12 protein-coding genes are annotated in these 16,621 nt (G+C 67.6%); 10 read left to right on the top strand and 2 right to left on the bottom strand.

All coding sequences use genetic code 11. The annotated features are described in order from the left end of the window. Positions 1 to 31 precede the first annotated feature (31 nt). The 6 genes from ACFPO9_RS26505 to ACFPO9_RS26480 all read left to right on the top strand — a co-directional run bounded on the left by ACFPO9_RS26505 (position 32) and on the right by ACFPO9_RS26480 (position 9,234). On the top strand, positions 32 to 1,990 hold the full coding sequence (locus ACFPO9_RS26505) for an HD domain-containing phosphohydrolase (RefSeq protein ID WP_379777221.1): 1,959 nt from the start codon (positions 32 to 34) through the stop codon (positions 1,988 to 1,990). Next, positions 1,987 to 3,381, top strand: coding sequence for an efflux transporter outer membrane subunit (locus ACFPO9_RS26500; RefSeq protein WP_379777219.1), 1,395 nt, complete (start codon positions 1,987 to 1,989; stop codon positions 3,379 to 3,381). The genes ACFPO9_RS26505 and ACFPO9_RS26500 overlap by 4 nt, the downstream gene beginning before the upstream one ends. Then, positions 3,378 to 4,988, top strand: a complete 1,611-nt coding sequence (locus ACFPO9_RS26495; protein ID WP_379777217.1) for an FHA domain-containing protein — start codon at positions 3,378 to 3,380, stop codon at positions 4,986 to 4,988. Before ACFPO9_RS26500 ends, ACFPO9_RS26495 begins: the two co-directional genes overlap by 4 nt. Continuing rightward, a complete protein-coding gene (locus ACFPO9_RS26490) occupies positions 4,972 to 6,351 on the top strand; it encodes an HlyD family efflux transporter periplasmic adaptor subunit (RefSeq protein ID WP_379777214.1) in 1,380 nt (459 codons plus the stop codon). The genes ACFPO9_RS26495 and ACFPO9_RS26490 overlap by 17 nt, the downstream gene beginning before the upstream one ends. Positions 6,352 to 6,447: 96 nt before the next feature. After that, on the top strand, positions 6,448 to 8,661 hold the full coding sequence (locus ACFPO9_RS26485) for a protein kinase domain-containing protein (protein WP_379777211.1): 2,214 nt from the start codon (positions 6,448 to 6,450) through the stop codon (positions 8,659 to 8,661). An 18-nt stretch (positions 8,662 to 8,679) separates the two neighbouring features. Beyond that, complete coding sequence (locus ACFPO9_RS26480) at positions 8,680 to 9,234, top strand: hypothetical protein (RefSeq protein ID WP_379777208.1); 555 nt, start codon at positions 8,680 to 8,682, stop codon at positions 9,232 to 9,234. A 13-nt stretch (positions 9,235 to 9,247) separates the two neighbouring features. Here the strand turns inward: ACFPO9_RS26480 and ACFPO9_RS26475 are convergent, their stop codons facing one another. Then, the gene (locus ACFPO9_RS26475) at positions 9,248 to 10,741 is read right to left on the bottom strand and encodes a sigma 54-interacting transcriptional regulator (protein WP_379777205.1); all 1,494 of its coding nucleotides are present in this window, start codon (positions 10,739 to 10,741) and stop codon (positions 9,248 to 9,250) included. 188 nt (positions 10,742 to 10,929) lie between these two features. Between ACFPO9_RS26475 and ACFPO9_RS26470 the strand changes: the two genes are divergently transcribed. From ACFPO9_RS26470 to ACFPO9_RS26460, 3 genes are read left to right on the top strand one after another with little or no spacing between them, the layout of a single operon-like run. Beyond that, positions 10,930 to 11,898 (top strand): hypothetical protein, encoded by a 969-nt coding sequence (locus ACFPO9_RS26470; RefSeq protein WP_379777202.1) that lies wholly within the window; start codon positions 10,930 to 10,932, stop codon positions 11,896 to 11,898. 7 nt (positions 11,899 to 11,905) lie between these two features. Continuing rightward, on the top strand, positions 11,906 to 12,409 hold the full coding sequence (locus tag ACFPO9_RS26465; RefSeq protein WP_379777199.1) for a GAF domain-containing protein: 504 nt from the start codon (positions 11,906 to 11,908) through the stop codon (positions 12,407 to 12,409). After that, on the top strand, positions 12,402 to 12,812 hold the full coding sequence (locus ACFPO9_RS26460; RefSeq protein WP_379777197.1) for a DNA-binding transcriptional response regulator: 411 nt from the start codon (positions 12,402 to 12,404) through the stop codon (positions 12,810 to 12,812). Before ACFPO9_RS26465 ends, ACFPO9_RS26460 begins: the two co-directional genes overlap by 8 nt. Positions 12,813 to 12,824: 12 nt before the next feature. On the opposite strand, the gene ACFPO9_RS26455 is transcribed toward ACFPO9_RS26460, so the two are convergent. Beyond that, complete coding sequence (locus ACFPO9_RS26455) at positions 12,825 to 14,024, bottom strand: PQQ-dependent sugar dehydrogenase (RefSeq protein WP_379777194.1); 1,200 nt, start codon at positions 14,022 to 14,024, stop codon at positions 12,825 to 12,827. A gap of 317 nt (positions 14,025 to 14,341) precedes the next feature. Between ACFPO9_RS26455 and ACFPO9_RS26450 the strand changes: the two genes are divergently transcribed. After that, the gene (locus tag ACFPO9_RS26450) at positions 14,342 to 16,573 is read left to right on the top strand and encodes an NADP-dependent isocitrate dehydrogenase (protein WP_379777191.1); all 2,232 of its coding nucleotides are present in this window, start codon (positions 14,342 to 14,344) and stop codon (positions 16,571 to 16,573) included. Positions 16,574 to 16,621 lie beyond the last annotated feature (48 nt).

The following is a 16,621-nucleotide window of genomic DNA, read 5'->3' as shown; positions in this document are numbered from 1 at the left end:
ATTCGGCCGATGCGCGCGTTCGGGAGGGCGCATGACTAAAGAACCAGCACCTGACCAGGCGGGCGGCGGGGTCAGCGCCTATCTCGAGCTGCTCGGCAACCGGGCGGCCAAGCCGCAGCTTTTTCCGCTGCACGACGAAATCGTGATCGGCCGCGACCGCCAGGATGCACTGCCCTCCGACCAGTTCGTCTGCATTCCGCAGCACACCATCAGCCGCCGCCATGTGCGCCTGCGCCGGCGCGGCGCGGCCTGGTCGGTCGAAGACCTGCACTCCTCGAACGGCACCTTCGTCAACGGCGAGCGCCTGCTGCCCGGCTCCTGGCGCGAGCTGGGCGACGGTGACGAGCTGGCGCTGGCCTCGACCCAGCTGGTGTTCCGCTCGCTGGTCGCGCCGAGCGCCGCCAGCATGCCGACCGTGATCCGCAAAAGCGTCGACGCCACCCAGTACGCGCCCACGACCATGCCGGCGACGATGAGCGTGTCGGCCGCGCACGACGCCACCCGCGGCGAGCTCGAACAGTCGGTGCTGAAGCTGCACGCCATGGCCCAGGTCAGCATCGCGCTGGGCGTCGTCACCGACCGCGAGACGCTCAGCGAGAAGATCATGAACTTCATCTTCGACCTGTTCCCGCTGGCCGAACGCGCCTTCATCCTGCTGCGCCAGAGCGAACGCGACCCGCCGGTGCCGGTTGCCGCGCGGCGCCGCAACGGCGCCGCTGAAGACCCGAGCCAGGCCAGGCTGTCGCACACCATCGTCGACGAAGTGCTGAACAAGAAGCATGCGATCCTGTCGAGCGATACCCTGTCCGACCGCCATTTCGCCTCGCAGGATTCGATCGTGTCCCAGGCCATCCGCAGCGCCATGTGCGCGCCGCTGATCGTCGGCAACGAGGTGCTGGGGCTGATCCAGGTCGACAGTTCCTCCGACCCGCACGCCTTCCAGGAGGCGGATCTCGAACTGCTGACCGGGGTGTGCGCCGAAACCGCGGTCGCGCTGAAGAACTTCCAGCTCTACACCGACATCGAGCGCCTGCTCGACGGCTTCGTGCGCGCCTCGGTGCAGGCGATCGAGGAACGCGACCCGGTCACCGCCGGCCACTCGTTCCGGGTCGCCACCTATGCCGAGTCGCTGGCCGTCGCCCTCGACCGCGCCGCCGAACCGCAGCTGCGCCGGATCAGCTTCAGCAAGGCGCAACTGCGCGAGATCCGCTATGCCGCGCTGCTGCACGACTTCGGCAAGGTCGGCGTGCGCGAGCACGTGCTGCGCAAGGAGAAAAAGCTGCACCACGCCGACATGCGCCTGCTCGAGCAGCGTTTCCGCTACGCGCGCGCCTGCATGGAGCGGCATGCCTTCCGCGGCCTGGCGCAGCGCCATATCGAGGAAGGCTGGAGCGCGGCCAGGTTCCGCAGCGAGAAGGAAGGGATCGAGGTGCAGCTGCTGGATGAGGCCGGGCGGCTGGACGCCTTCCTGGCCACGATCCGCAGCGCCAACGAGCCGGCGGTCAAGCGCGGCAGTCCGCTGCCCGACCTGCGCGACATCGTCCACTACCCCTGCCACGACCCGGACGGCCTGCCGCTGCCGCTGCTCGAGGAACATGAAGTCTCGGCACTGAGCCTGCCCAAGGGCTGCCTGACCGCCGACGAGCGGCGCCAGATCGAGGAGCACGTGGTCGATTCCTATTCCTTCCTGGTGCTGATTCCCTGGACGCGCGACCTAAGCGGGGTGCCGGCCATCGCGCATGGACACCACGAGAAGCTGGACGGTTCCGGCTATCCGATGGGTTTGAAGGGGCCGCAGATCAGCGTCCAGACCCGCATCCTGACCATCTGCGACATCTACGACGCCCTGACCGCCGGCGACCGGCCGTACAAGAAGGCGGTGCCGGTGGAACTGGCGCTGGATATCATGCGCGAAGAATGCGATGCCGGGCATATCGACGGCAACTTGTTCCAGGTCTTCGTCGACGCCCAGGCGTGGATCACATCATGAAGCAGCTCCTGGGCATGCTCGCCGTCCTGTTGCTGTCCGCCTGCGCGGATGTGAGCATGCGGCCCTACCAGCGTCCGGACACGCCTTCCAAGGCCGCGTGGTCGAATTCGGCGAACGTGCCGATTTCGCGCACGGATTTGATCGTGCCCGACTGGTGGCGCGGTTTCGGCGACCCCACCCTCGACCAGCTGGTCAGCCGCGCGATTGCCGGCAACGTCGATTTGTCCGTGCTGGCGGCCAGAATCGGCGTGGCCAAGGCCCAGATCGGCGAAGCGCGTGCCGGCGCCCTGCCGACCCTGGATGCCGGTGCGGGAGCGAGTTTCGAGAAGAGCACCGGGCAGAAGTTCAGCAAGCAGTTCAACCTGGCCACGCAAACCAACTGGGACATCGACATCTGGGGCAAGGTCGAAAAGGGCGTGCAGGCGCAAAAGGCCGAGTTTTTCGCCACCGAGGCCGACTGGCGCGCCGCTTATCTGACACTGGTGTCGGACGTCTCGACGACCTATTTCCAGATCCTGCAGTTCGACGAGCAGATCGAACAGCAGCAGAAGACGCTGGAAAAGAACCGGCAGATCCTCGCCACTTACGCGGCGATGGAGCAGAACGGCCTGATCCCGCACACGCGCGTGCTGCAGCAGTCGGCCGAGGTCAACCGCCTGAGCACGGACCTGATCGAGCTGCGCCGCCTGCGCGCGCTGGCCGGCAATGCCCTGGCGACCCTGCTCGGGGTGCCGGCCGGCGAGTACCAGATGCCCACCGGACGCCTGCAGGAGCGGGTCAAGGTGCCGGAGGTGCCGGGCGGCCTGCCCTCGCAGCTGCTCAAGCGCCGGCCCGACATCGTCGCCGCCGAATACCGGGTGCTGGAAGCCTACCAGCTGACAGGCCAGGCCAAGCTGGCCCAGCTGCCCTCGATCAGCCTGACCGGGCGCGGCGGCACCTCCAGCTTTGCGCTGGGCTCCCTGCTCAAGTCGTTTACTTTTGGCCTGCTCCCGAGCATCAACTTCCCCATCCTCGACCCCGGCGTCAAGGCGCGCGTAAAAACCAGCGAGGCGCAAACCAGGGTGGCCGAGCAGCAGTACCGCAGCACCGTGATGGCCGCCTTCGAGGACGTCGAAAACGCGCTGGTCAACCTCGATGCGCACAAGAAGCAGAGAGACGAGTTGCAGCAGCAGGCCGACCAGCTGCAACTTGTCGCGACCACCACCGATGCGCAGCGCAAGGAAGGCGTGGTGTCGCAGCTGGAAGTGTTCGAGACCGAGCGCTCGCTGCTGGCCGCGCAGCTGGCGCTGCTGGCCAACCGGCAGCAGATCCTGTCCGACACCGTCACGCTGTACAAGGCCCTGGGCGGCGGCTGGCCGCCGGCCGAGGTGCGCGATGTGGCGGGCCAATGATGGCGCCTGAGGAAGCCGTGGCCGCGACCATGCGGGGGAGCAGGCAGGCAGCGGCGGCCCCGCGCGTCGCCATCGTGCTGGAGGCGCTGACCCATCCCGAGCTGGGGCCGCTCGCCATCGACGACGGCGTGTTCGCCATCGGCCGCACCGAGCAGCCCTTCGCCGGCTATCCGCCCGAAGCGGTGAGCGAGCTGTCGCGCCGCCATGCGCGCATCTTCATCGAGAGCGGCGACGCGTATCTGGCCGACCTGGACAGCAAGAACGGCACCACCGTCAACGGTACGCCGGTGCGCCAGACCATCGTGCGCCTGCATGACGGCGACGAAGTCGATTTCGCCCGCGTGCTGGCTTACCGCGTGCGCCTGCAGGCTGCGGCCTCGGCCTCGGCCTCGGCGCCGCCCGCGCGGCTGGCCAGCCTCAGCCTGACCCCCGAGCGCGCCGAACTGGGGCTGGAGACCATCGTGGTCAGCAGTTTCCCTTTCCTGATCAGTAAGGTCGACGACACCTTCGCCCGCTACCGCGACAAGGAACCGCACCAGGTCGGCTACCTGTCGCGCCGCCATGCCCACATCTTCCTCAAGGGCGGCCAACCCTGGATCGAGGACCTGGGCAGCACCAACGGCACCTTCATCGGCGCGGCCCGGCTCGACGAGCATGCGCACGCGCTCGAGGATGGCGACGTGCTGGCCTTCGGCGGCCACCATTTCGTGTACCGCGTGGGCCTGCAGTGGGAAGCGCTCCCCGAGCAGGCGCCCGAACCCACCGTCACCCGTTTCAGGTCCGCCGCCGCCGCCCCGGGCGCCGCGGAGGATACCGACCACACCACCTTCGTCGCCTCGGCCGGCTCCTTCCTCGATATCTTCTGCGTCGACCGCGGCGCCGCCCAGGAGGACGAAATCAACCCGGCGGAGGCGCCCCCAGGCGGCGCGGCGCCGCAGACGGGCAGGCAAGCACGCGGCAAGGCGGCCCTGATGGCGGCCGGCCTGCTGGATGCCCTGGGCGCCGCCGGCGAGGCCGACCAGGCCAGGCTGCGGCGCTGGATCATGGCGCTGAGCGGCTTGATACTGGCCGCCGTGCTGGCCATCCACCTGGCCGGCGCGCCCCAGCGGCGCCTGCAGGCCCTGCTCGATAGCGGTGAGCTTACCGCCGCCAGCACCCTCGCCGCCGAACGCCTGGCGCAGGATCCGGACAACGCCGAGCTGCGCGCGCTGGGGACCGAGGCGCTGCTGCGGGCCGGGCTGCCGTCCTGGATGGCGCAATTGAAGGCGCGCCGCTTCGGGCCCGCCGCGCAGGCGGTGGCGCGCATGCGTGGGCTGAGCCGGAACAATGCCGACGCCGCGCCGCTGGTGGCCGAGATCGCGTGGGTCGGCGAGGTCGAACAGTTCGTCGCCGCGCGCGGCGGCGCCGATGCGCCGGTGCGCAGTCCGGCCGAGCAGGCGCGCATCCAGCGCATCCTCGGGCAATGGCAGGACGAGCAGCAGGCGCACCAGCGCGCATCCGCGACCATCGCGGCCTATGTGCCGGCGTTCCGCGATACCTATGCCCAGGTGGCGAGCGACCTGCGCAAGCTGGCGCTGGCGGGAGGGAGCAATGGCAGCGATCAATAAAAAGGGATTGCGGCCGCTGATCGGCGCGCTGGAAGACCACAGCGACGAAGGCATCGGCATCCTGACCGCCGAGCCCTGGCGCACCACCCGCCTGGCGATCCAGGTCATGGTCGGATTGGTGCTGGCGGGCCTGGCCTGGTCCTTCTTCGGCCGCGCCGACGTGCTGGTCACCGCGCCCGGGACCCTGGTGCCGGCCTCCGAGGTGCGGCGCCTGTACGCGCCGATCGACGGCGAACTGGCCAACATCTACATCGCCGAAGGCCAGCCGGTGCTGAAGGGTGACGTGGTGGCGCGCCTGTACGCGCGCGGCGCGATCGAGGCCGCCCGCAATGCGCTCGAGGCGCGCCTGAAACTCGAGGACGCCGAGCGCGAATGGAAGGAATTCCCGCAGAAGAAAGCGCTGCTGGACCAGCGCGTGGCGGCGCTCAAGGAGGCGATGGACACCGAGGAGAAACAGCACCAGCGCCGCCTGGCCGAGGGCACCGGCCAGCTCGCGCAGGGCCAGCGCGCGCAGAGCCAGGAAGCGCGCACCAACCTGGAGGATGCACGCCGCGCCGCCACCGCCGCGCGCGACGAGGCCGCCAAGTACGAGCGCCTGTTCGCGCTGCCGGGCGGCGGCGGCGTCTCGCAGCTGCAGGTGGAGGCCAGGAAGAACGCGCTGCAGGCCGCCGAGAACGCGGTGCGGGTGGCGGAATCGCGGGTCGGCGAATTGGGCGCGCGCCAGAGCCTGGAAACCACGCAGGCGCGCGCGCAGCTGGAAACCAGCGGCCAGCAGCTGGCCAGCCTGCGCCTGCAGTACGAGGCGGCCACGCGCGAGGCCAGCAATGTCGAGGAAAAGCTCAGATTGCAGGTGCAGACCGCGCGCCTGGTGGCGGACGCCGCCTCGCGCATCCAGTTCGAGAACATCGACAAGGACAATTTTTTGCGCATCCAGGCGCCGGTGGACGGCGTGGTGACCGAAGTGACCTCGACCCAGCCGGGCGACAAGATCCAGGCGAATACCCCGCTGGGCGGCATCGCGCCGAAGAACACGCGGCCGATCCTGAAAATCGAGATCGCCGAGCAGGACCGCGCCTTCCTGCGCGAGGGGCAGCCGGTGCAATTGAAATTCAATGCCTTTCCCTACCAGCGCTATGGGATCATCGGCGGCACCCTGCAGACCATCTCGCCGGCCACCAAGGCGTCCGTGCAGACCAGGCAGCCGGTGTACGAAGGACGGATCACGCTCGACCGCGACCACTATACGGTCGGCGACACCGCGTACCCGCTGCGCTACGGCATGACGGCGGCAGCCGAGATCGTGGTGCGCAAGCGGCGGCTGATCGACATGGCGCTCGATCCGTTCAGGCAAGTCGGGGGCTGATGACGCGTTGCGGATGTATCACTACGGCAAGATTTTTCTGGCCGAGAGCGGAATGTTGTGCCAGACTCGTCGTCTCGTTTCACCCGTCCACCGCCAATGGATACCAGCACAGAGATCGACGACAGCACCTCCACCCCCGCAGAACAGTTCAGGCACTACCGCCTGGGACGGCAGCTGGGCGCGGGCGGCTTTGGCGAAGTGCGCGAGGCCTGGGACGACACGCTGCAGCGGCGGGTGGCGATCAAGCGGCTGAAGGCCGCCGGACTCCCCAGTCACCCGGGCAGCCTGCTGCAGGAGGCGCGCCTGGCAGCCTCGCTGGAGCATCCGGCCTTCGTGAAAATCTATTCGATCGAGGAAGACGGCAGCGGCCACGCGATCGTGATGGAGCTGATCTCCGGCCTGACCCTGCGCGAACTGATCGGCCAGGGACCGATCGCCGCCGAACGCGTGTTCGACCTCGTCGTCCAGGCGGCGGCGGCGATGCAGGCGGCCCATGCCCGCGGCCTGGTCCACGGCGACCTGAAACCCTCGAACCTGATGGTCGACGATGCCGGCAAGCTGCGCATCCTCGACCTCGGCCTGGCCTTCCACGACGACCCGCAGGCAACCACCTCGGTCATGGAACTCGACCAGCAGGGCACGATCGCCTACATGGCGCCCGAATGCCTGCTTGGCAAGCCATTCAGCCGCCGGTCCGACGTGTATGCGCTGGGCGTGATGTTCTACGAGATGATCTGCGGCGCGCGGCCGTTCGCCAACCTGTCCGGCCTGGCGCTGGCGGCGGCGCAGATGCAATCGAGTTCCGACGCCTGGGTGTTTCCGGCCACGGCGCCGGCGCCGCTCATCGAGCTGATCCGCTCGATGACGGCGCGCCAGCCCGAGCAGCGCCTGGCGAGCATGGAAGATGTCAGCGTTGGCCTGGCCGCCTGCCGCGATGGTGCGCCGGCGCCCGTCTCTCGCCCTGCCGCTGAAACCGCAGTGGAAACCGCACCAGCGCCTGCACCGAAGCCGGCGCCGGAAGCCGGGCCGCCGCACGTACCGGTACTGCGCCGGTTCCGCTCGCGCAAGGCCTGGCTGGGCGGCGCCCTGGTCCTGGCGCTGGGCCTGGGCGGCGTGCTGGCCATCGACCAGCTGCGCACGTCGGCGCCGGTCTTTTCACGCGCGGCGACCATCGCCCGCGCCCTGCACGCCCTCGAAGCCTTCGACCAGACCGAGAAACTGGAAGCGGCGCGCGCCGATTTTTCGGCGCTGCTGGCCAGGGATCCGGAGAATGCGGCCGCGGTGGCCGGCATGTCGCTGGTGAACAGTTTTCGCTACGCCGGCGACACCCAGGACGAGACCTGGCTGAAGCGCGCCGATGCGGCTGCCCAGCAAGCCTTGCGGCTCGACCCGACGCTGGCCCTCAGCCATGCCGCCCGGGCCTGGGTGCTTTACAACCAGGGCCAGCGCGAGCAGGCGCTGGCGGCCGTGGAAAAAGCGCTCGGCCTGGAGCCGGACAATTATTTTGCGGCGCTCGGCAAGATCAACTGCCTGACCATGCTGCACCGTTACGACGAGGCCCGTGCATGGGGCGAAGCCATGCTGCGCCGGCATCCTGGCCAACGTGTCTTTGCCGATTCGCTCGGTACCGTGCATTTCCTGCAAGGCCGCGACAAGGAGGCCGAGCAGACCTTCCGCCTCAGCATCCAGTTGCAGCCCGATTCCAGCGTTGCCTATGCCAACCTGAACGCAGTGCTGCTGCGCCAGGGCCGCAATGACGAAGCCTTGCAGGTGGTCCAGCAAGGCTTGCGGGTCCGGCCGAACGCCATGCTCTACACCAACCTGGGCAACGCTCTGTTCCAGCGCGGCGACTACGTGGGCGCGGCCAGTGCCTTCGAGCGCGCTGTCACGCCGCCGGCGGGCAGTCCGAACAGGTACCTGAACTGGGCCAACCTGGGTGACACCTTGCTGTGGATTCCGGGCCGCGAGTCACAGGCGCGCAGTGCGTATGCCAAGGCCAGGGAACTACTGGCGCCGCGCCTGGCGCGTAGCCCGGATAACGCGACCCTGGTGTCGCGCATGGGTTTGTACGCGGCCCGCAGCGGGGATGGCGATGGCGCCATGCAGATGACAGCCAAGGCGCTGGCCATGGCCCCAAAGAGCGCGGACGCGCATTTCCGTGCTGCCCTGGCATACGAATTGCTCCATCGTCGGGAGCTGGCGCTCGATGCACTGGCCCGGGCAAAGCAACTCGGCTATCCGGCCAGCACCATCGAGGCCGAACCCGATTTCGTGGCCTTGCGCCGCGACCCGCGTTACCAACCACGCTAAAACAAGAGGAAACCTGACGTGATCAAGAACAGTTATTACCTGAGAGTGAGTTTCGATATTGGCCAGGAAAGCGAACGGCTCGACTGGACCATCCTGGACTCGGACCACCAGCCGGTGCAGAAATCCACGGGCCTGGAAACCGGCCAGTACATGCTCGACGTTAATGACACGCTGCGCGTGAACGTGGTGGCCAACAGCTACCTGGGAGAGCTGAGCTCGGTGCATATCATCGATTGCCACCTGATCCATCGCCCGGTGATGTTCTCCAGCCGCGGCAATCCTGCGCATCTTGCCGGCAAATATCCTTACCCTTCGCCCTTCTTCAATCCGGCCACGATGGTGAACGGCCAGGGCGCCACCTTCAGCTTCGGCCAGGGCCAGGCCAGCGGCACACAATTGCAGATGAGCTGGGATTCCGACGCCGCGCTGACCATCCTGAACCAGGGACGCTGGCAAATGTCGTTCATCATGACCGTGGCGATCGAGACGGCCAAGGGCCTCGAATACCGTGTGTTCTCGTTCGATCCCGAAACGCAGGTCGGAAACGGCTCTGTTCCCCCTGACGGCGCCTGAATCCCTTGCCCGCTCAGCCGAGCAGGCCGAGCCCACGCAGGTGACGCCGCAAGGCCTCCAGCGGCGTCCGCAGCAGAGCGGCGCAGCGTTCGACGTCGCCGCCGCTTTTCTCCAGATTCTCCGCCAGTTCGTCCGCGGCTATGTCTTCAGGGCGGCGGATGGCCGGATGGGCCTCGATCAGCTTGTACATCGAGGGCCGCGAAATACCGAGTTCGCCCGCCGCCCCCTGGATGCGCCAGCCGTTGTTGTGCATGGCCGCCAGGATCTCTTCTTCATCGAATTCGCCGAGCGCGCGCCGCTTTGCCGGTACGGAAGCAGCCGGCATCGCCGGCGTGGCGCGCCGGACCTTCACCAGTGTCTCGAACACCGGTTCCTGCCCGGCCTGCCATTCCAGCAGGGCGCGCCCCAGTACGTGGGCCAGCTGGCGCACGTTGCCCGGCCAGTCGTAGTTGGCGCAGGCGCTGGCGAAGGCGAAGGGCAGCGGCGGCGCCTGGCTGCCGTCCTCGCGCGCCCGCTCCAGGTAATGCAGCAGCAGCACGCCGATATCCTCGCGCCGCGCGCGCAGGGGCGGCAGTGAGATCACGAAGCGCTCGAGCCTGCGCAGCAGGGCCTGGTTGAAGTCCTGCCCGTTCAAATCCTGGTCGGTCGCGGCGATCACGCGGGCGCTGCTGCGGCGGTCGGTGTCGCCGCCGAGCGGCCGGTACTGGCCGCTTTCCAGCACCCGCAGCAGCATCGGCTGGACGTTGGCCGGCGTATTGCCGATCTCGTCGAGGAAGAGGGTGGCGCCGTCGGCTTCGGCGAACAGGCCGGCGCGCGCGGATTGGGCGCCGGTATAGGCGCCGCGCGTGGCGCCGAACAGCTCGGCGGCCGCCAGGCCCTCGTTCATCACCGCCATGTTCACGGCCACCAGCGGGGCGGCGGCGCGCCTTCCGAGGGCGTGGATGGCGCGCGCCGCGACTTCCTTGCCGGTGCCGGTTTCGCCCAGCAGCAGCACCGGCATGTCGGTCGAGGCCACCGCATAAATCAGCTCCCGCACCTTGATCGCGCCGCTGCTCACGCCGAGCAGGCCCGGCACCTTGTTGTTGCGCGGCAGCCGGTCGGTCCAGTGGATGCACAGCAGGATCGCCCGTCCCAGTCCCAGCACCACGCCCTGCTCCAGCTGCGCGGGGGCGAGCACGACCGGCCGGTCGATCTCGACCCCGTTGACTTCGACCGCCATGCGGCTTTCCGGCGGGGCCAGCGACAGCCCGCCGCCGGCCTCACGCGCGATCCGCACGGGCAGGCGCGATACGCCGCCATGCCCGAGGCCCAGTCCGTCTTCGCCGGCTTGGGCGAACAGGGGCAGGAAACGGCTCAGCTCGACCACGCCGCGCGCATCCGGTTCCAGGTATTGCGCGCCGATGCGGCTGGGGTCCGGATGCCAGAGCACGGTCAGCGCCAGGATGGCCGGGCCGGCGCCGGTGGCGCCTGGGAGCGGTGAGGTCAGGGTGATGTCGGCGTCATGCATGCAGCTGTGGCCATGTCGAAGTGTAAAAAATCAATGTAAAGCGCGGCTGTTGACATGTCAATTTACATGGGACGGCTACCGTGGTGCAGCAATTTCCCTAGCGAAACAGGTTGACGCGGTCATGGCATGCGTTTTGCAAACGGGTAGACCGCGGGCGCCGGGCAGCGTCCATCACTGGGAGAGACGCGATGGGATCGGCATGCAGCAACTTCGCTATCGGCAGCTACGGCGGCGATTTGCTGTTTTCCATCGACGCGCAGATCCGGCGCGAGCACCCGGGTGGCCACTGCAAGCACTTCGCCAGCGCACGCACGATCGGCAGTCCCGGCCAGACCGGGCTGATCCACCTGGCGATGGTGGTCAACGACGGTCTCCGGGACCATTTGTACTTGAGCCTGTCGAATCCGGCGCCGGAACTGGCCTTGCACGGCGCGCCGGTGTGGACGGCTTGCCCCTTCGATGGCGGCGTGCCGCAGGTGCGGCCGGACATCGCCGCCGTCCGGATCGGCGAAGCGAGCGACACGACCTTCATCGTCGTCGACATGGCCGGCAATCCCGGCGCCGCCGCGCCGCTGAGCGCGCGCTACTACATCGATACCGGCCGCAACGCCACGCCGCGCTGGGTCGCGCACGATGCGCCGGGCCACCCCCAGGCGCAGGTCTACGCCACCTGCCTCGGCCGCAGCCGCGGCAGCTGGAACGTCGATGGCCTGTACCTGGCAGGCACGGTGGGCGACACCCCGCAACTGATCTATTCCCCGCTCTACAATCCCTTCGTTCCCTCGCTGCCGGCGCAGGCGCGGCGCCTGGCGCTGCCCGGCGAACTCGCCGCCGAGACGATCGCCGCCTGCCGCCATGCCGACAATACCTCCGACCTCTTCGCCACGGCCCGGGATGCACTGTATTTTTTTTCCGCGGCTAACCAGTTCGACGGCGCGCAAGCCATGCAGCTGGTCGCCGATCCCTTGTTCGCGGGCGTGCGCAAGCTGCACGTGTCCGCCGCGGACGGGCGCGTCACGGTGCGGGGATGGAACCGGGCAGACCAGGTCGTGAGCACCAGCGCCGACCAGGTGTACATGGCCGAGCCCGATCGCTGGAGCCGCCCGCGCATCGAGGAGAGGCGCGGAGGTGGTTTCTCTTCGGCGGGACGTGCATAATAATGTCATGCAAGCACCCGCCCTGCCCGCCAACGAAGCCGAACGCCTGGCCGCGCTGTACGCGCTGCTGATCCTCGATACCCCGCCCGAACAGCGCTTCGACAAGATCGTCGAATTCGCCGCCGGCGAGTTCGACGTGCCGATCGCCCTGCTTTCCTTGATCGACCGCGAGCGCCAGTGGTTCAAGGCCAGCACCGGCCTGGATGTCTGCGAGACCGGGCGCGACATCTCCTTTTGCGGCCACGCGATCCTGGCGCGCGACATCATGGTGGTGCCGGACGCGCTCGAGGATCCGCGTTTCGCCGGCAACCCCCTCGTCACCGGCGCGCCCGGCATCCGCTTCTATGCCGGCGCGCCGCTGGTGCTGCCGTCCGGCGCCGCGCTCGGCACCCTGTGCCTGATCGACCGCCGCCCGCGCACGCTCGATGCGATGGAACTCGGCATCCTGGCGACCCTGCGCGACCTGGCGGTGCTGGAGCTGGGGAGGGCCGAGGGAGGCGCCGATGACTGACAGTTCCCTGCACATGCTGCTGGTCGAGCCGGAAACCCTGCTGCGCCGCACCGTCTCGCTGACGGCGCGCAGCCTGGGGCTGGGCATGGTGCATGAAGCGGCCAGCATCGAGGCCGCGCGCCGCCTGCTGGGCCAGCGTCGCTTCGACGGCGCCGTGATCGCGGTGGCGTGCGTCGAGAGCGAGGGCGAGCGCCGCTACGACATGACCCTGGTCGAACTGATCCGCCAGGGCCTCAGCATCAGCGACGCCGACATGCCGATCGCCATCATGGCGGACCGGGCGACGGCCGAACTGGTGAAGGAACTGCAGGGCCGCGGCATCAGCCGCGTCATCCTGAAACCGTTCCGCGCCAAGGTGTTATTGGAAGCGATGGCCGATTTCGCCGGCAAACAGCCGGCCTGAGCACTGGACGCGCTAGGAACCCTTCACGATTTTCAGGATGGCGGTCGGGGTAAGCACATACAGCTCGCCCTGCCCGTCGCGGCCGAACGACATCACCTGCCCCGGCTTGCCCACGTTCCAGTCGCGCTGCTCGGACACCGTGCGCCCGGTCGCCAAAAAGCTGCGCAGGAAGCCGGCGCAGTAATCGGAATAGAAATAGCGCCCGGCCAGTTCCGGGATCGCCGCGCCGCGGTACACGTAGCCGCCGGTGATCGAGCAGGGGCTGCCCGCATCCGCATGGCTGTATTCGAGCAGCGGCAGCGCCAGGCCGCTGCTGCTGCAGGTCTGCGCCTGGTAGCAGCTCGTGCCTTCCATCCTGTTCCAGCCGTAGTTCAGGCCGCCCTGGTTCGCCGCTTCCAGGTCGATTTCCTCGCGCTGGGCCTGGCCTACGTCGGCGATATACAGCCTGTCGGCATCGAAGGCATAGCGCCACGGGTTGCGCAGGCCGTAGGCCCAGATCTCGGGGCGGGCGCCGGCCTGGCTGCGGAACGGGTTCGTGGCCGGGATCGTGTAGGGGACGGATGCGCTGGCATTGCTCACATCCAGGCGCAGCAGTTTTCCCAGCAGCGAATCCAGGTTCTGCGCATTGCCGGGCGGGTCGCCGGCCGAGCCGCCGTCGCCGGTGCCGAGGTACAGGTAGCCGTCCGGGCCGAAGGCGACCAGGCCGCCGAAGTGATTCGTAAACGTCGGGTGCGCGATCTGGATGATGGTGATGCCGGAGGCGCCGTCGGCCCGGTCCGGATCGCCGGAGACGGTGTAGCGCTCGACCACGATGTCGCGGTTCAGGTTCGTGCGGTAGACGTAGAAGCGGCCATTGGTGGCGTAGCCGGGATCGAAGGCCAGCGACAGCAGGCCGCCTTCGCCGGCGACGTCGGTGAGCGTGCGGATATCCAGGAAAGGCTGAGGCAGCAGCGCGCCGTTCCGCATGATGAGGATTCGGCCCGCGCGTTCGACGATGAACTGGCGGGTGTCGCCCGGCGGCGCGGTCAGGAAAGTGGGGCTGGCCAGATTGCTGGCGAAGGGCGCAAGCGCCAGGGCCAGGGGGACGGGCGGCGGTGGCGGGGGTGTGCTTGTCCCGCTGCTGCCGCCACCGCCGCCGCAGGCGGCGAACAGGGCGCCGAGCACGCCGGATAGCAAAAACGACAAGGGCAAGCGCCTGTGCCAGGACCGCATGTGCGCCTCCGGATTGGTTGCCAGACTCGTGTTGTCGCAGGATGCGCCGGGTGCGCGGGTTGTGGCGCGCGATTGGCCCGCGGCGCGAAAAGGTGGTGTCCGTCCGAAAAGCGGTGCATAATATGGCGCTTGTCTTCTGTCTTATATAAGACTTGGCCGCGCGACAAGCAGTCAGGGCGCGGCGAAAAGCGCCAAGCTTCGGGTTAGATCGGTTAGGATCACCGCTTGAACAGTGGGCACAGACCCGCGAGCCAGGACAGTCGATGTCATTTTAGTATTAGTTTCCCTACCCTTCGCGAACACCGAGGAAAAAGCGTATGAGCAGCGATCCGACCATCATCTACACCTTAACCGACGAGGCGCCCCTGCTGGCTACCCACGCCTTCCTGCCCGTCGTCAGCACCTTCACCAAACCTGCTGGTATCCGTATCCAGGAAAGCGACATTTCGGTCGCCGCCCGTATCCTGGCCCAGTTTCCCGAGCGCCTGACCGCCGAGCAGCGTGTGCCTGACACCCTGAGCGAGCTGGGCAAGAAAACCCTCGAAGCGGACGCCAACATCATCAAGCTGCCGAACATCAGCGCTTCGGTGGGCCAGCTGGTCAACGCCATCAAGGAACTGCAGGGCAAGGGCTACGACCTGCCCGACTACCCGGCCGATCCCAAGACCGACGAAGAAAAAGAAATCAAGGCGCGCTACGGCAAGTGCATCGGCTCGTCCGTGAACCCGGTCCTGCGCGAAGGTAACTCCGACCGCCGCGCGCCCAAGGCCGTCAAGGAATACGCACGCAAGAACCCGCACTCGATGGGCGAATGGTCGCCGGCCTCGCGCACCCACGTGTCGCACATGACCGGTGGCGACTTCTATCATGGCGAAAAGTCGATGACCCTGGACCAGGCTCGCGACGTCAAGATGGAACTGCTGACCAAGAGCGGCCAGACCCTGGTGCTGAAGCAGAAGGTGGCGCTGCAGGATGGCGAGATCATCGACTCGATGTTCATGAGCCGCAAGGCGCTGCTGGCCTTCTACGAGCAGCAGATCGAAGACGCGCACAAGACCGGCGTGATGTTCTCGCTGCACGTGAAAGCGACCATGATGAAGGTCTCGCACCCGATCGTGTTCGGCCACGCCGTGCGCACCTTCTACAAGGACGCCTTCGAGAAGCACGGCGCGCTGTTCGACAGCCTGGGCGTGAACGTCAACAACGGCATGGCCGACCTGTACAACAAGATCGCCACCCTGCCGGATTCGCAGCGCGAAGAAATCGTCCGCGACATCCACGCCTGCCAGGAACACCGTCCGGCGCTGGCCATGGTCGACTCGGCCAAGGGCATCACCAACTTCCACTCGCCGAACGACGTGATCGTCGATGCGTCGATGCCGGCCATGATCCGCGCCGGCGGCAAGATGTACGGCGCCGATGGCCGCCTGAAGGAAGTCAAGGCCGTCATTCCGGAATCGACCTTCGCCCGTATCTACCAGGAGATCATCAACTTCTGCAAATGGCATGGCGCCTTCGATCCGAAGACCATGGGCACCGTTCCGAACGTGGGCCTGATGGCGCAGCAGGCCGAGGAATACGGCTCGCACGACAAGACCTTCGAGATCCCGGAAGACGGCATCGCCAACATCACCGACCTCGCCACCGGCGAAGTGCTGATGTCGCAGAACGTCGAAAAGGGCGACATCTGGCGCATGTGCCAGGTGAAGGACGCGCCGATCCGCGACTGGGTCAAGCTGGCCGTTACCCGCGCCCGCAACTCGGGCATGCCGGCCGTGTTCTGGCTGGACCCGTACCGCCCGCACGAGAATGAAGTGATCAAGAAGGTCAAGACCTACCTGAAGGATCACGACACCACCGGCCTGGACATCCAGATCATGTCGCAGGTGCGCGCGATGCGCTACACCCTGGAGCGCGTGGCCCGCGGCCTGGACACCATCTCGGTGACCGGCAACATCCTGCGCGACTACCTGACCGACCTGTTCCCGATCCTGGAACTGGGCACCAGCGCCAAGATGCTGTCGATCGTTCCGCTGATGGCGGGCGGCGGCATGTACGAAACCGGCGCCGGCGGCTCGGCGCCGAAGCACGTGCAGCAGCTGGTTGAAGAGAACCACCTGCGCTGGGATTCGCTGGGCGAGTTCCTGGCGCTGGCCGTCAGCCTGGAAGACCTGGGCCTGAAGACCGGTTCCGCCAAGGCCAAGATCCTGGCCCAGACCCTGGACGCCGCCACCGGCAAGCTGCTGGACAACCGCAAGTCGCCGTCGCCGAAGACCGGTGAACTCGACAACCGCGGCAGCCAGTTCTACCTGTCGCTGTTCTGGGCCCAGGAACTGGCCGCGCAGACCGAGGACGCCGAACTGGCAGCCTACTTCGCGCCGCTGGCCAAGAACCTGGCCGAGAACGAGCAGAAGATCGTGGCCGAGCTGCTGGAAGTCCAGGGCAAGGCAGTCGACATCGGCGGCTACTACCAGCCGGACAACGCCAAGGTGAAAGCCGTGATGCGTCCGAGCGCGACCTTCAATCAGGCGCTGGCTTCGCTGGCTTAAGTTAGCTGTAGTACACCCGTCGTCCCCGCGCAGGCGGGGACCCAAGTT

This window comes from Massilia aerilata (assembly GCF_042656905.1).
In the GTDB taxonomy this organism is placed as follows: Bacteria; Pseudomonadota; Gammaproteobacteria; order Burkholderiales; family Burkholderiaceae_D; genus Telluria; species Telluria aerilata.
This window is presented reverse-complemented; position numbering and strand designations above follow the sequence as displayed.

Excerpts from the sequence above, each read along its gene's own strand:
- ACFPO9_RS26505 (WP_379777221.1), top strand. The coding sequence starts at position 32 with ATGACTAAAGAACCAGCACCTGACCAGGCGGGCGGCGGGGTCAGCGCC.
- ACFPO9_RS26500 (WP_379777219.1), top strand. The coding sequence starts at position 1,987 with ATGAAGCAGCTCCTGGGCATGCTCGCCGTCCTGTTGCTGTCCGCCTGC.
- ACFPO9_RS26495 (WP_379777217.1), top strand. The coding sequence starts at position 3,378 with ATGATGGCGCCTGAGGAAGCCGTGGCCGCGACCATGCGGGGGAGCAGG.
- ACFPO9_RS26490 (WP_379777214.1), top strand. The coding sequence starts at position 4,972 with ATGGCAGCGATCAATAAAAAGGGATTGCGGCCGCTGATCGGCGCGCTG.
- ACFPO9_RS26485 (WP_379777211.1), top strand. The coding sequence starts at position 6,448 with ATGGATACCAGCACAGAGATCGACGACAGCACCTCCACCCCCGCAGAA.
- ACFPO9_RS26475 (WP_379777205.1), bottom strand. The coding sequence starts at position 10,741 with ATGCATGACGCCGACATCACCCTGACCTCACCGCTCCCAGGCGCCACC.
- ACFPO9_RS26470 (WP_379777202.1), top strand. The coding sequence starts at position 10,930 with ATGGGATCGGCATGCAGCAACTTCGCTATCGGCAGCTACGGCGGCGAT.
- ACFPO9_RS26465 (WP_379777199.1), top strand. The coding sequence starts at position 11,906 with ATGCAAGCACCCGCCCTGCCCGCCAACGAAGCCGAACGCCTGGCCGCG.
- ACFPO9_RS26460 (WP_379777197.1), top strand. The coding sequence starts at position 12,402 with ATGACTGACAGTTCCCTGCACATGCTGCTGGTCGAGCCGGAAACCCTG.
- ACFPO9_RS26455 (WP_379777194.1), bottom strand. The coding sequence starts at position 14,024 with ATGCGGTCCTGGCACAGGCGCTTGCCCTTGTCGTTTTTGCTATCCGGC.
- ACFPO9_RS26450 (WP_379777191.1), top strand. The coding sequence starts at position 14,342 with ATGAGCAGCGATCCGACCATCATCTACACCTTAACCGACGAGGCGCCC.